This window comes from Streptacidiphilus jeojiense (assembly GCF_000719095.1).
Taxonomy (GTDB): Bacteria; Actinomycetota; Actinomycetes; order Streptomycetales; family Streptomycetaceae; genus Streptacidiphilus; species Streptacidiphilus jeojiensis.
Window position 1 is genome coordinate 1 of record NZ_JOEH01000004.1, and the last position, 12,481, is coordinate 12,481.

A 12,481-nucleotide genomic window follows, 5' to 3' on the forward strand; every position below is an offset into this window, starting at 1 on the left:
CGGCATACGAGATGCTCAGGAGTCTCGTGGGCTCGGAGATGTGTATAAGGGCTGGGGCTGGGGCTGGGGCTGAGCGTGGCTGATGCCGATGGGCTCGGTTGGGCCGATGTGCTGGTCCCGCCCGATGGTCCGGCGGAAGGCGGCGCGCTCTGCGCGGTGTTGTGGTGCGCGCCGCCGAGCCTGGTGGCGGCGAACGCCAGGCCGCCGCCGATCAGTGCGGCCAGCAGCGCCATGGAGCAGACCAGGATCCAGGTGCGGCGCCTGCGCGAGTCCGGTCCGCCGGGTCCGCCGGGGCCGCCGGGTCCGTGCGGGCCGCCGGGGAAGCCGCCCGGGGGAGGGTTCGACCAGGTCGGGCTCGGCGGGGTCGGGTACCCGTACGCCGGTGGGTAGGCCGGACCGTACCCCTGGGCGGGCGGCGGACCGGGGACCTGGGTCGGCGGGTAGCTCGGCAGCGGCGGGGGCTGCATCGGGGTCGGTGGGGTCGACTGCGTGGGGTAGGTGGAGCGGTCGTCCCCGGGTAGGAGGGGGCTCGCGGCTGCCGCCCCGGCGGCTGCACCCGCTGCCGCACCGCCGACGACGCCGGGGCCGCCCACGCCGGGGCCGTACCCCGGTGGAGGCGGGGGCGGGACCGCTGTCGCGGTGGCCGGTGTGTGGCCCTGCGCCACCTCCTCCAGCATGCGCAGCGCCTGCTCGCCGGTGGCGCGCTCGGCCGGGTCCTTGCGCAGCAGGGCTTCGAGCACCGGGGTGAGCGGCCCGGCGTTGCGGGGCTCGGGCAGGGGATCGGTGATCACCGCCTGCAGTGTGCCGATGGTGGAGCTGCGCAGGAACGGGGACTGCCCCTCGACCGCCGCGTAGAGCGTGGCGCCCAGTGACCAGAGGTCCGACTCCGGGCCCGGCCGGCGGCCGGCGACCCGTTCCGGCGCCAGGTAGTCCGGCGATCCGACGATCTGTCCGGTCCGGGTGAGCCCGCTGCCGCCCTCGAACAGGGCGATGCCGAAGTCGGTGAGCACCACCCGCCCGACCCGGTCGACCAGTACGTTGGCGGGTTTGACGTCGCGGTGCAGCACCCCGAGCCGGTGCCCCTGGCCCAACGCCGCAAGGACCTGCGCGCCGACCCTGGCAGCGTCCCGCGGCAGCAGCGTGCCCTCGTCGGTGATGATCTCGGCGAGGGAGCGGCCGTCGATCAGCTCCATCACGATCCACGGTCGGCCGTCCTGCTCGACCACATCGTGAATGGTGATCACATTGGGGTGGCCGATCCGGGCCGCCGCCCGTGCCTCCTGCTTCATCCGCGAGTGGAGGGTCTCCAGTTCCTCGGCCGGAAGCCCGCCGACATTGAGCTCCTTGACCGCGACCTCACGGTCGAGCAACTGGTCGTGGGCCCGCCACACGATGCCCATGCCGCCCCGCCCGAGCCGGTCTCCCAGCAGGTAGCGGCCGACCAGCAGCCGCACAGGGCCTTCCGCTGGTGTCTGATCCGACGAGTGAGTGGTCATCAGTCGCGCCCCCCGGCACCGGTCCTCAACGGACGGACTCCCAGTCTGGCAGCTCACCCCGGCGCCCCGCTCCCCCTCGGCGAACAACGCCGCAAATCCGACGCGACGGGGTAACCGAGAAATTTCGGCAGCGGCGGTCACAGCCGGCCGAGGAGCTGTGTCCAACCCTGTGAAGGCAGTTTTCGCGAGGGAGGAACGGCACCATGGCCAGCATCGAGGTACTGGACTCGTTCATGAACTACCGGGACACCGACACCGACACCGGGGCCGGAACCGGGGCCGGAACCGCGCAGGGACCTGCGCAGGGAACCGTGCCGGTGGTGTTCCTGCACGGCAACCCCACCTCGTCGTACCTGTGGCGGAATGTGATTCCGCAGGTGGCGGGGGAGGCCAGGTGCCTGGCGCCGGATCTGATCGGGATGGGGGAGTCGGGCAAGCCCGAGCTGGGCTACCGGCTCGCCGACCACGTCCGCTACCTGGACGCCTGGTTCGAGGCGCTGGGGCTGGACGAGGTGGTGATCGTCGGGCACGACTGGGGCGGGACGCTGGGGATGGACTGGGCGGCCCGGCATCCGGGGCGGGTGCGCGGAGTGGCGGTCGTGGAGACGTTCCTGCGGCCGATGCAGTGGGAGGAGATGCCGCCGCAGGGGGCGGAGCTGTTCCGGGGCTTCCGCTCGCCGAAGGGCGAGGAGACCATCCTGGAGAACAACCTGTTCATCGAGTTCAACCTGCCGCGCGGGGTGGCCGGCGGGCTGGCGCCGAGCGACCACGACGTCTACCGGGCGCCGTTCCTGGAGCCGGCCTCGCGCAGGCCGATCCTGGCCTGGACCCGCGAACTGCCGCTGGGTGGTGAACCCGCCGACGTGGTGGCGGTGGTGGAGCGGTACCGCCGCTGGATGGCGGACTCGCCCGAGGTGCCGAAGCTGCTCATGGCCGTGGACAACGGTGTGGGGCTGGGCTCTCCCGAGATGATCGCCCAGGCTGCGGCGGACTTCGCCAGTGCCGAGGTGGTGTCGGTCGGACCGGGCGGCCACCACATCCCGGAGGACCAGCCGGAGGCGATCGGGACCGCGGTCGCCGACTGGATCCGGCGGCACGCGCTGACCGCGGCGACGGCAGGGACGGCCGGCGCGGCAAGCGCAGCCGGCACGACAAGCACAGCCGGCACGGCCAGCACGAAAGAGACGACAATGGCGCCATGACCGTTGAGGGCACAGGCAGTTCGGAGGCCGCCGACGAGGTGGAGCTGGTGGCGCGGGCGGTCGACGGTGACCGGGCGGCGCTGGAGGAGGTCATCCGCCGGCTCCAGGACCCCCTCTACCGGCTGGCGCTGCGGATGGCCTGGCGGCCGTCCGACGCGGAGGACGCGGTCCAGGAGATCCTGATCCGGGTGGTGACCCGGTTGGCGACCTGGCGTGCCGAGGCGAGACTGCTCACCTGGGCGTACCGGGTCGGCGTCAACTACCTGCTCAATCTGCGTCGGCAGACCCCGCAGGAGGCCCGACAGCTCAGCCTGGACGAGTTCCGGGACGGCCTGGCCGACGGGCTGGCGGAGGAGGACTACCGGGGCCCGGAGGCCGCGCTGCTGGCCGAGGAGGTGCGGCTCTCCTGCACCCAGGCGGTGCTGCAGTGCCTGGAGCGCGACGAGCGGATCGCGTTCGTGCTGACGGACGTCTTCGAGCTGTCGTCCGCCGAGGCCGCCTGGATCCTCGAGGTCAGTCCGGCCGCGTACCGCAAGCGGCTGGAGCGGGCGCGGCGTCGGATCCGGATCTTCATGGACTCCACCTGCGGCCTGGTCAATGCGGAGGCGTTCTGCCGCTGCGCCCGGCGGGTGCCGAAGGCGCTCGCCCTCGGCCGGATCGATCCGGCCCGACCGGTGTTCGCCGTGCATCCGGTCAGCCCGTCGGGCCGCGGCGTCGCCGAGGCCGCGGCCCAACTCGGCCGACTGCACGACGCCGCAGCCGTGTTGCGGGCCCATCCCGACTATGCGGCGCCCCAGCAGAAGGTCGACGCGATCGGGGCGCTGCTCAGGTCGGGACGGTTTCCGCTGCTGGAGTGAGTGAACGGGTCAACTCCCCTCCCTCAGCAGGGTGTCGACCAGCTCGCGGGGCAGGCCGTGGGTGCCGTGCAGGTAGTCGTACTCGTCGCCGGTCAGCGGTCCGGTGCCGACGCGGCCGGAGAAGCCCTGGCGGGAGAGGACCGTGCGGCCGCGCTCCAGCAGCCCGGTGAAGCGCTGCTCCTCGTCGAGCAGCACCGAGCGCACCGAGCGCACCGAGCCGACCCCGCCCTGCTGCCCCTGCTGCCGGAAGTGCTGCCGGGTGTGTTCCAGCAGCTCGTCCGGCAGGTCGGAGAGGGTGCGCGAGGGGTCGTCGCGCCACAGCACGGTGAGTACCCGCCGCAGCAGCCGGCGCAGCACGTAGCCGCGGCCGCTGTTGGACGGGAGGACGCCGTCGCCGACGACCACGATCCCGGAGCGGAGGTGGTCGCAGACCAGCCGCAGCGACGGTTCGTCCAGGTCGTCCCACAGGTCCGGGACGGTGCGCATCCACGGTTCGAAGACGTCGCACTCGTAGACCGAGCGCTTCCCCTGCAGCAGGGTGACCAGCCGCTCCAGTCCCATGCCGGTGTCCACGCTCGGCCGGTCCAGGGGCACCAGACTGCCGTCGGGGTGGCGGTGGTAACGCATCGTCACGTGGTTCCACACCTCCACCCAGCGCGGATCGGTGGTCGGGGTGGACTGCTGCGGGGGCGGGCCCTCGCCGGTCCACACGAAGATCTCCGAGTCGGGGCCGCAGGGCCCGGTGGGGCCGTTGGACCACCAGTTGTCCTCCGTGGTCAGCTCCACCGGGACGCCGAGGTCGCCCCAGGTGCGCAGTGATTCGGTGTCCGGGCCGACCTGCCCGTCGCCGCCGAAGACGGTGGTGTGCAGCCGGTCGGGGTGGATGCCGAAGCCGTCGCGCAGCAGCTCGTAGCCCCAGCGGAGGCTCTGCGGGCCGTCGTAGTCGCCGAGCGACCAGGAGCCCAGCATCTCGAACACGGTCAGATGGGTGCCGTCGCCGACCTCGTCCAGATCGGTGGTGCGCAGGCAGCGTTGCAGGTTGACGAGACGGGTTCCCCCGGGGTGCGGGCGTCCCTCCAGGTAGGGGGTCAGCGGGTGCATGCCGGAGGTGGTGAAGAGCACCGGGTCCCCGGGCGGCGGGATCAGGGTGTCGCCGGTGAGCTGTCGGTGGCCGCGGTCGCGGTAGAAGTCGATGAAGGTGTTGACGGTCCGGTCGGTGTCCATGGCGGTGGGCCCTTCGGGTCATGGGACCGGAGCGGGCCGTGCGGGCAGACCGTGGAGCACGGGCTGCGGCGATGGATGGTCGGCGGACGACGCACCGGCGGCCGTTTCCGGTCGCCGGTGGAGGAGGGGATGAGGTCAGGCTGCGGCGGCCGGCGAGCGGGTAGCTCGTGCGGCTGCGGCGGTGTTGCGCTGGGTGACCTCCATGACGTCAACGGTAACAGGGGCCATTGCGGTGCCGCCGGGGATATCCGGGCGGGGCGGCGGTGCCGTGCCGGTCGTCGGTGCCGGTCGTCGGTGCTGGCCGTCGGTCGGTACCGGCAGTCGGTGCGGGCGGTTTGAACTGGTGATCGCTCTTGGCCGTCGGTGCGGGCAGTCGGTGCTGGTCGCTCGTGCCTGTTGTCCCACCGGGTCACGTCGCTGGAGCGGTCCGAAGGGACGGCGGTCGTGGCCACCCCCGGTGGCCACGACCGAGCCGCGGCTGTGGTCACCCCCGTGGGCCACTGCCGGGCGTCGAACCGCCGGCGCGGTTCGACCGGGTGCAGGGGGCACGTCCGGTATGGACCCGAAGGTCCCCGATTTCGGCCTGTGCGCCCCCACACGCCCTTTCCGTGGGCATTACACTTCCATCCGGCCGTGGCGTCTGCGTGGCGTCAGCAGGGGCGGAACCGACGACAGAGAATCTCCGGTGGACGAAAAGATGCCAGACGCAGCGTCGCAGATCCGTTTCGGGCTGCTCGGTCCGGTGTCCGTCGACCTGGACGGGGTCGTGGTGGGCATCCCCGCGAGCCGTCAGCGCATCCTGCTGGCAGCCCTGCTGCTGCGGGCCAACCACACCGTGGACACGGCGGAACTCGCCGACCAGGTCTGGAACGGCAAGCCGCCGACCGCCGCGACGACCACGCTGCGCAGCTACATGATGCGGCTGCGGCGGACCCTCGGTCCGGTGGCCGGGGCGCGGCTGCTGACCCGGGCCCCGGGCTACCGGGTGGAGCTGCTCGACGACGCCGAGCTGGACCTGTTGCGCTTCGACGCACTGCGCCGGCGCGGCCAGGGCGCGGCCGCCCGGCTGGACTGGACCGGTGCGGCGGCGGACCTCAGGGCCGCGCTCGGCCTGTGGCGCGGCGCCGCCCTGGAGGATGTTCCGGCCGGAGTGCTGAAGGACCGTGAGATACCCAGCCTGCAGGAGGGCCTGATCCAGGCCCATGAGCTGCTGGCCCGGTCCGACCTCGAACTCGGGCACCCCGGCGAGGCGTTGGCGCGGGTGCTGCGGCTGCAGTCCGAGCACCCGTACCGTGAGCAGCTCTCCTGCCTGCTGATGCGGGCCCAGTTCGCCGCGGGCCGACCGACCGAGGCGCTGGACGAGTTCGCCAGGCTGCGCCGCAGCCTGGTCGACGAGCTGGGTGTCGAACCGGGCCCGCACAGCCGGGCGTTGCAGGCGGCGATCCTGGCCGGGGCACCGCTGCCGCCCTGGCCGCTGGACGCGGGCGCGGCCACGGAGAACGCACTGGGGACCGGACCGGGTGCGAGCGCAGGGACCGGCCCGGGAACCGCCGCGGGAGCCCCCTCCGGGCCCGCGGTGCTGGACCGGCCCGCCGTCCCCGCCCAACTTCCGGGCGGACTGCGCGACTTCACCGGCAGGGCGAGTCAGGTCGACGCCCTGTGCGAGGCGCTGACCGGCGCGCTGCCGCCGGACGCCCCGGGCGGCGTCGGCACGGCCGCGCTGTGCCTGGTCTCCGGGGCCGGCGGGGTCGGCAAGACCACCCTCGCGGTGCGGGTGGCGCACCAGGTCGCGGCCGGCTTCCCGGACGGGCAGCTCTTCCTGGACCTGCGCGGCTCGGGCCGCCGTCCGCTGGCGCCCGCGGACGCGCTCTCCTCCTTCCTGCGCGCCCTCGGCGTCCCCGACGCGTCGATCCCGCGCGACGAGCAGGAGCGGGAGGCGCTCTACCGGAGCCACCTGGCCACCCGGCGGGTCCTGTTGCTGCTGGACGACGTCCGCGACGCCGCGCAGCTGCGCCCGCTGCTGCCGGGATCGGCGGGCTGCGGTGTGCTGGCGACCAGCCGCAGCCGCTGCGCCACGCTGAGCGTCTCCGTCCGCACCGAGCTCGGGGCGCTGGAGCGGAACGAGGCCGAGGCGCTGTTCGCGGCGATCGTGGGAGCCGCCCGGGCGCTCGCCGAACCGGAGGCGGTGACGCGCATCCTGGACGCCTGCGACATGCACCCGCTGGCCGTCCGGATCGCCGCGGCGCGCCTGGTCGCGCGTCCCGACTGGTCCGCGGCCTCGCTGGCGGACCGGCTGGCGGAGCGGCGCGGCCGGCTGCACGAGCTGGTGGTGGACGACCTCGGCGTCCGGGTCTCCTTCGGGCTCAGCTACGACACCCTGGCCGGGGCCGACTGCGAGCTGGACCGGGAGGCCGCCCGGGTGTTCCGGCTGCTCGGCCTGTGGCAGGGCGGGGAGATCGGCCTGGCGGCCGTCGCCGCCCTGGCCGACCGCAGCGTCGACGCCACCCGGCAGGCGCTGGACCGGCTCGCCGACATCCACTTCGTGCGCGAGCCCAGGGCCGGCCGGTTCGCCGTCCACGACCTGCTGCACCTCTTCGCACGGGAGCTGGTCGCCGGGGAGCTGTTCGCGGGGTCGGAGCCCGAGCTGCGGCCCGGCACCGAGGGGTACGCCGCGGTGGAGCGGCTCGGCACCTGGTACCTGCACGCCGCCTACCAGGCCATGGAGCTGTACAAGCCCGAGCGCCGGCGGTTCGACCTCTCCGAGGCGCCGGAGCCGGACCCGGACACCGCGCTGCGCTTCGACTCCTACGCCGACGCGCTCGCCTGGCTGGACCTGGAGCAGGGCAACCTGCACGCGGTCACCCTCCAGGTGGGCGAGCTGCGGATGGAGGCGCTGGCGCAGCTGATCCCCATGGAGACGCTGCACCACCTGCTGCACCGCCGGGAGCTGGACATCGTGGTGGAGACCCAGACCATCAGTCTGGAGAGCGCCCGCCGCACCGGCCGGCTGGAGCACGAGGCGTCCTCCTACAACAGCATCGCCCACGCCCACATGGAGCTGAAGCAGATCGACGAGGCGCTGGCCGCCGCCCACGCGGCCCTGGAGATCCACACCCGGCTCGGCGACGTGCCCGGGCGGGCCGCCGCCAACGAGTCCATCGCGATGACCTACTACTTCGCCGGGCGGCACGAGGACGCCCTGCCCTGGTTCGAACGGGCGCTGCCGTTGCGCCGGGAGGCGGCGCACCCCTTCGGGCTGCTGGCGACCCTCAACAACGTGGGCCTGCTCTACCTGGAACTCGGCCGGGCCGAGGAGGCGGTGCAGGCGTTCCAGGAGTCCATCCCGATTGCCCGCCAGGCCGACTCCGTCATCGGGCTGGGCGCGGGGCAGCTCAATCTGGGCGAGGCCTATCTGGCGCTCGGCCGGCTGCCCGAGGCGATGGCGTCGCTGCGCGAGGCCATCGCGACCGGCCGCGACTGCGACGACCCGCAGATGGTGGGCAACTCGCTCAGCCTGCTCGGCGACGCGCTCACGGCGACCGGGGAGCACAGCGAGGCGCTGCCGGCCTGGGAGGAGGCCGCCGAGTGGTACGACCGCCTCGGCGAGCCGGAGACCGCGGCCGGGCTGCGCCGTCGGGTGGCCGAGGCACGGGCTGACGGCTGAGGACGGCGGCCCGGACGCCTGATGGCGGCAGCCCGCGCCTGATGGCGGCGGCCCGGACGGCGGCTGGGCACCGGCTGCTGCCGGCCCGGATGGCCCAGGTCACAGCCGGGGCGCTCCGGAGGGCGCAAAGCCAAGATCAACACCCACGGGCGGCTGATCCCCGTTGACGCTGCGTCGACAATGTGGGGCAGCTCACCAGGGCCGGCGTGTGGCCCGGGCCACAAAGCGGCGTCGGATTCGGCGGCCGGGCCCGGAATACGGCCCCCGACTGATGATCGATACCAGCGGTAACAGCACTCTGACCTGGTACTTGTCCAAAATGTTTGAATCGTCGCCGGTAGTTGCCTAGCTTCGAAGACGTGCACTGAGCACCCCCCGGGTTCGCCCACCCAGTGGTCCTCCTCCGCTCCGAGCGGCGGCCAGGACCGGAGGGCACCGGGACAGCAACGGTGACCACGCCCCTGTCGCGTGGACCGACTGTCCGCACCACCTCATGACACCCGCCAGGCCGAGCGCGCTCCCGCGCGTTCCTCCGGCCTGCCAGGTGCTTCGCCCCGGGGCCTGTCGAAAGGGATTTGATGAACTTCCGCACCCCCGCCAACGCTGCCCGCAACACCGCCGGTACCGGCCGTCGCCGCAACCGGATAGCACCGGTAACTGGAGCATCAACACCGGCAACGGCTACTACGGTGGCCTGCAGTTCTCCGCCTCCACCTGGGCCGCCTACGGTGGCACCCAGTACGCCGCCACCGCCGACCAGGCCACCAAGGCCCAGCAGATCTCCGTGGCCGAGCAGGTCCTGGCCTCCCAGGGCCCCGGCGCCTGGCCGGTCTGCGGCCCGGCCGCCGGTCTCTGACCGACGCCCGGTCCCTGACCGCGCGCACCGCGCACTGAGCACCGCCCGAGCGGCGCATCCCGAAACCGGGGTGCGCCGCTCGGGCGTGTCCGCTGGCAGGATGTACAGGCAGGAGCGGCGGGTGCGACACGGGGGAGGCACCGGGTGGGACAGGGCCGTGATCGCAGGGAGCTGTACCGGCTGGGGGAACGGCTGCACCGGTCCGCCACCGAGGTGGTGGACGAGTACCGGGCCGCCGTCGAGCGGGTCCGCACGCTGGCCGAGGAGCTTCGGGACCGGGAGACCCAGGCGTCGCTGGACGAGGTGCCGGTCGACCGGCTGAGCGACGTCACCGACGGCCGGCTCCGGGTCACCGCCCTGGAGGCGGCCGGGTTCCGGACGGTGGGTCAGGTGCACCGGGCCGAGGCCTACGAACTGCTCCGGGCCCCCGGCATCGGCCGGCAGAGCGCGGACCAGGCCAAGGTCGCCGCCGCGCAGCTGGCCAGGGCCGCCCGGGAGGCCACCGCGGTGCGCATCGACCCGGACCGCCGTGACCCGGCCGGGACCGGGCTGGTCACCGAGCTGTTCCCGTTCGTCCAGGCCGGCCCGGGGCTGCTCGGTGCCCAGCGCTCCGCGGAGCAGGCCTCGGCCCGGCTGGCCGTCGCCCTGGCCGACGGCGCCCCGGCCCGGTCCGCGCTGCGCCTGCGGCTGCTCGGACGGGCCCGCCGGGAGGCCGCGCTGGCGGCGGTGGCCGCCGTGGCCGAGGTGCTGACCGGGGCCGAACAGGGCCGTGCCGACGAGGTGTTCGCCCAGGCCGCGGTGGACCTGCTGCGCCGGCCGTCCTCACCGGACCAGGCCTGGCTGGAGTTCGAGACCCGGGCGGCCGAGTTCTACACCGTCCTGGGGCAGCTCGCGGAGGAGGCCCTGCGGAGGGTGCCGGCCGAGTCGTCCGAGGGCCACCTGCCGGACCGACTGGCCCGGGCGGTACGCGGGCTGGAGCTGGACGAGTCGCTGCTCCGGGTCTCCCTGCGCGGCTACCAGGTGTTCGGCGCCCGCTACGCCCTGGTGCAGCGGCGCACGATCCTGGGCGACGAGATGGGCCTGGGCAAGACGATCCAGGCGATCGCCGCGATGGCGCACCTCGCGGCCGGCGGCGAACGGCACTTCCTGGTGGTCTGCCCGGCGAGCGTGCTGGTCAACTGGCTGCGGGAGATCGAGTCACGGTCCCGGCTGACGGCCCACCGGGTGCACGGGACCCATCGCGGAACGGCGCTGCTGGAGTGGCGGCACGAGGGCGGGGTGGCCGTCACCACCTTCGAGGGACTGCGCTACCTGGACGGACTGCCGGCCGGGGCGGCTCCGGCGACGGCGATGGTGGTGGTGGACGAGGCCCACTACGTCAAGAACCCGCAGACCCTGCGCGCCCGGAAGGTGCGCGCCCTCACCGACGGGTGCGAACGGGTGCTGTTCCTCACTGGGACGGTGATGGAGAACCGGGTCGAGGAGTTCCGCGCGCTGCTGTCCTACCTGCAGCCCGGACTCCTGCCTCCCTACCGGCCGTGGGAGCCGCCGCTGGGCGCGGAGGCGTTCCGGCACGCCGTGGCCCCGGCCTATCTGCGCCGCAACCAGAGCGATGTGCTCAGCGAACTGCCGCTGCTGGTGCACAGCGACGAGTGGCAGGAGTTCAGCGCGGCCGACGAGGACGCCTACCGGCAGGCGGTCGCCGCCGCGAACTTCCCGGCGATGCGGCGGGCGGCCTACGCGGTGCCCGAGCAGTCGGCGAAGCTGCGGCGGCTGGGCGAGATCGTGGCGGAGGCCGTGGCAGCGGGCGAGAAGGTGCTGGTGTTCTCCTACTTCCGCGATGTTCTGACGGCAGCTCAGAAGATGTTCGGGGAGCGGGTTCCGGTGCTGCTGGGTCCGCTGTCGGGCCGCACCGAGCCGGGGGAGCGGCAGCAGGTCGTCGACCGGTTCGGCGCCGCGCCCGGCCCCGCGGTGTTGCTGGCGCAGATCCAGGTCGGCGGGATCGGGCTGAACCTGCAGGCCGCGAGCGTGGTGGTGCTCTGCGAGCCGCAGGTCAAACCCGCCCTGGAGCAGCAGGCCGTGGCCCGCGCCCACCGGATGGGCCAGACCCGGCGGGTGCGGGTGCACCGGCTGCTCACCCCCGACAGCGTCGACCAGCGGCTGCTGCGGCTGCTGGCCCGCAAGCAGGACCTGTTCGACGCCTACGCCCGCCGCAGCGACGCCGCGGAGGCCTCGCCGGAGGCGCTGGACATCTCCGAACCGTCGCTGGCGCGGCAGATCATCGAGGCGGAGCAGCAGCGGCTGGCGGAGCAGGCGCCATCCGGTCGCTGAGGGGTGGTGGCACCGCGGGGCTGAGGAGGCGGACGGGGGATCAGCGCTGCGGGCGGTGTCCGGTGAGGTCCTGCCAGCGGTCCAGGGCCTGGTCGAGCTCGGCGCGGGCGGCGGAGAGGCGGCCCTCCTTGCGGTGACGTTCCTTCACCTGCTCCAGCCGCTCCCGGGCGGCCTCCTGGGCGGCCGTGTCCGCGACCGCACGGCTGCGGTCAGCCTCGGCCTCGGCGATCTGCTGCTCGCGTTCCACGCAGGCCCTGTTCTCGTCGGCGACCGCGTTGGTGATCCGCCGGGAGAAGCCGCGGACGTCCTCCTCCTCGAACTGGTCGCCGGGGAAGGACGCGGACCTCTCGTGACCGTCGGGCAGGGTGACATGGATGTAGCAGGTGTTCCGCCGCCCGAGCTCGAAGCGGACCCGGAGGCCGTCCAGCGGTACCTCGGCCTTGGAGACCCGGAGCTTCCGCTGAAAGAGCGTCATCGTGCCCATGGTCTCCCGCAGTTGTCCCGGTCCGGGATCCCGCAGCTGCTTGAGCCGGCGGTCGGCGCCGGTGATCTGCCGGTTCTGCCGCCGCTCGGCCTCGCGCAGCTGCCCCTCGGCGGCGGACTGCTCCTGGCCGTGCTCGCGCCTGATCGTGCGCACGGTCAGCCGTGCGGACGACAGCTCCTTGCGGTCCGGTGCGTACATCGCCCCGAAGGCGTAGGCCCATCCGCCGGGATAGCGGTGCAGCTGCCACCCCACGGCGGCGGCGCAGCACACCAGGACGACCAGTGTCCAGCCCAAGGCTTCCAACGCTGCCCCCTGCCCGCCCGGAGTCCCGGGCGACGCGCATCAGTATCGGGGACCACCGGTCGGG

Annotated in this window: 7 protein-coding genes and 1 pseudogene; 5 read left to right on the forward strand and 3 right to left on the reverse strand. The window is 73.6% G+C overall.

The window, feature by feature from the left end; translation table 11 throughout:
* Positions 1-1,496: serine/threonine-protein kinase (locus tag IF29_RS47405; protein ID WP_232242030.1), on the reverse strand; the 1,496-nt coding region annotated here is incomplete at its 3' end.
* Between the two features lie 203 nt (positions 1,497-1,699).
* Between IF29_RS47405 and IF29_RS0105010 the strand changes: the two genes are divergently transcribed.
* Together IF29_RS0105010 and IF29_RS41585 are read left to right on the forward strand one after the other, a co-directional pair.
* Positions 1,700-2,698 carry a haloalkane dehalogenase gene (locus tag IF29_RS0105010; RefSeq protein WP_063757432.1) on the forward strand — a complete coding sequence of 333 codons (999 nt, stop codon included), beginning with the start codon at positions 1,700-1,702 and terminating at the stop codon, positions 2,696-2,698.
* On the forward strand, positions 2,695-3,555 hold the full coding sequence (locus tag IF29_RS41585) for an RNA polymerase sigma factor (RefSeq protein WP_030250105.1): 861 nt from the start codon (positions 2,695-2,697) through the stop codon (positions 3,553-3,555). The genes IF29_RS0105010 and IF29_RS41585 overlap by 4 nt, the downstream gene beginning before the upstream one ends.
* 9 nt (positions 3,556-3,564) lie before the next feature.
* Here the strand turns inward: IF29_RS41585 and IF29_RS0105020 are convergent, their stop codons facing one another.
* Positions 3,565-4,779, reverse strand: coding sequence for an alanine--tRNA ligase-related protein (locus IF29_RS0105020; protein ID WP_030250107.1), 1,215 nt, complete (start codon positions 4,777-4,779; stop codon positions 3,565-3,567).
* A 697-nt stretch (positions 4,780-5,476) separates the two neighbouring features.
* Between IF29_RS0105020 and IF29_RS0105025 the strand changes: the two genes are divergently transcribed.
* From IF29_RS0105025 to IF29_RS0105035, 3 genes and pseudogenes are all read left to right on the forward strand, one after another.
* Positions 5,477-8,443 carry an AfsR/SARP family transcriptional regulator gene (locus IF29_RS0105025; RefSeq protein WP_030250109.1) on the forward strand — a complete coding sequence of 989 codons (2,967 nt, stop codon included), beginning with the start codon at positions 5,477-5,479 and terminating at the stop codon, positions 8,441-8,443.
* 637 nt (positions 8,444-9,080) lie between these two features.
* Positions 9,081-9,281 (forward strand): annotated as a pseudogene (locus IF29_RS47410) (transglycosylase family protein); the annotation flags it as partial.
* Positions 9,282-9,443: 162 nt separating this feature from the next.
* Entirely contained in the window at positions 9,444-11,630 is a 2,187-nt protein-coding gene (locus IF29_RS0105035; protein WP_030250120.1) for a DEAD/DEAH box helicase, read from the forward strand.
* A 40-nt stretch (positions 11,631-11,670) separates the two neighbouring features.
* On the opposite strand, the gene IF29_RS0105040 is transcribed toward IF29_RS0105035, so the two are convergent.
* A complete protein-coding gene (locus tag IF29_RS0105040; protein ID WP_030250123.1) occupies positions 11,671-12,408 on the reverse strand; it encodes a hypothetical protein in 738 nt (245 codons plus the stop codon).
* Positions 12,409-12,481 lie beyond the last annotated feature (73 nt).

What these genes read in the sequence shown, in the direction of transcription:
- IF29_RS0105010 (WP_063757432.1), top strand. Translation starts at nt 1,700, where the DNA reads ATGGCCAGCATCGAGGTACTGGACTCGTTCATGAACTACCGGGACACC.
- IF29_RS41585 (WP_030250105.1), top strand. Translation starts at nt 2,695, where the DNA reads ATGACCGTTGAGGGCACAGGCAGTTCGGAGGCCGCCGACGAGGTGGAG.
- IF29_RS0105020 (WP_030250107.1), bottom strand. Translation starts at nt 4,779, where the DNA reads ATGGACACCGACCGGACCGTCAACACCTTCATCGACTTCTACCGCGAC.
- IF29_RS0105025 (WP_030250109.1), top strand. Translation starts at nt 5,477, where the DNA reads ATGCCAGACGCAGCGTCGCAGATCCGTTTCGGGCTGCTCGGTCCGGTG.